Here is a 442-nt window from a genome sequence, read left to right on the forward strand (position 1 = left end):
GCACTACAATTTCATTTGAAATATCCCAAATGCCGCTGGTTTTGATGATGAAATCTTGACTTACTGAAATCTGATGTCGGCGATAACTGATATAAATCATCAAAATACCAATTATTAAGTAAGCAATTGATACGCCGATATACGGCTTAACCTCAGGAACGTTAAACGCAATAATTAAAAATGCCACCACAGGCAAAATCAGTTTAAAGAAAATAGGTAAATTCAAAAAACGCCAGTCAGGGATAAAAGTTTTTGCTTTTAAAGGTGTTTGGCCCAATATCATTTTTAGCAATTCGTCCCTTTCGCTAGGGTTACATCCCGGAATTTCTAAGGTATTTCCCTGCATTTCATGCCCTTTTTTACTTTGACCAAAATGAGCCTGCTTTAAACTCATATTTAGCATATTCATCTTTTTCTGAAAGTAATTCTGGCTGTATTTGGT

General features: G+C 35.1%; 1 protein-coding gene. It reads right to left on the reverse strand.

Translation table 11 applies throughout. The annotated features are described in order from the left end of the window. Positions 1 to 394, reverse strand: a 394-nt coding sequence (locus AC1DND_RS29480) for a hypothetical protein (protein WP_477586591.1), incomplete at its 3' end; no start/stop codon positions are given. Between the last annotated feature and the right edge of the window lie 48 nt (positions 395 to 442).

This window comes from Pedobacter sp. 01N416 (assembly GCF_056399685.1).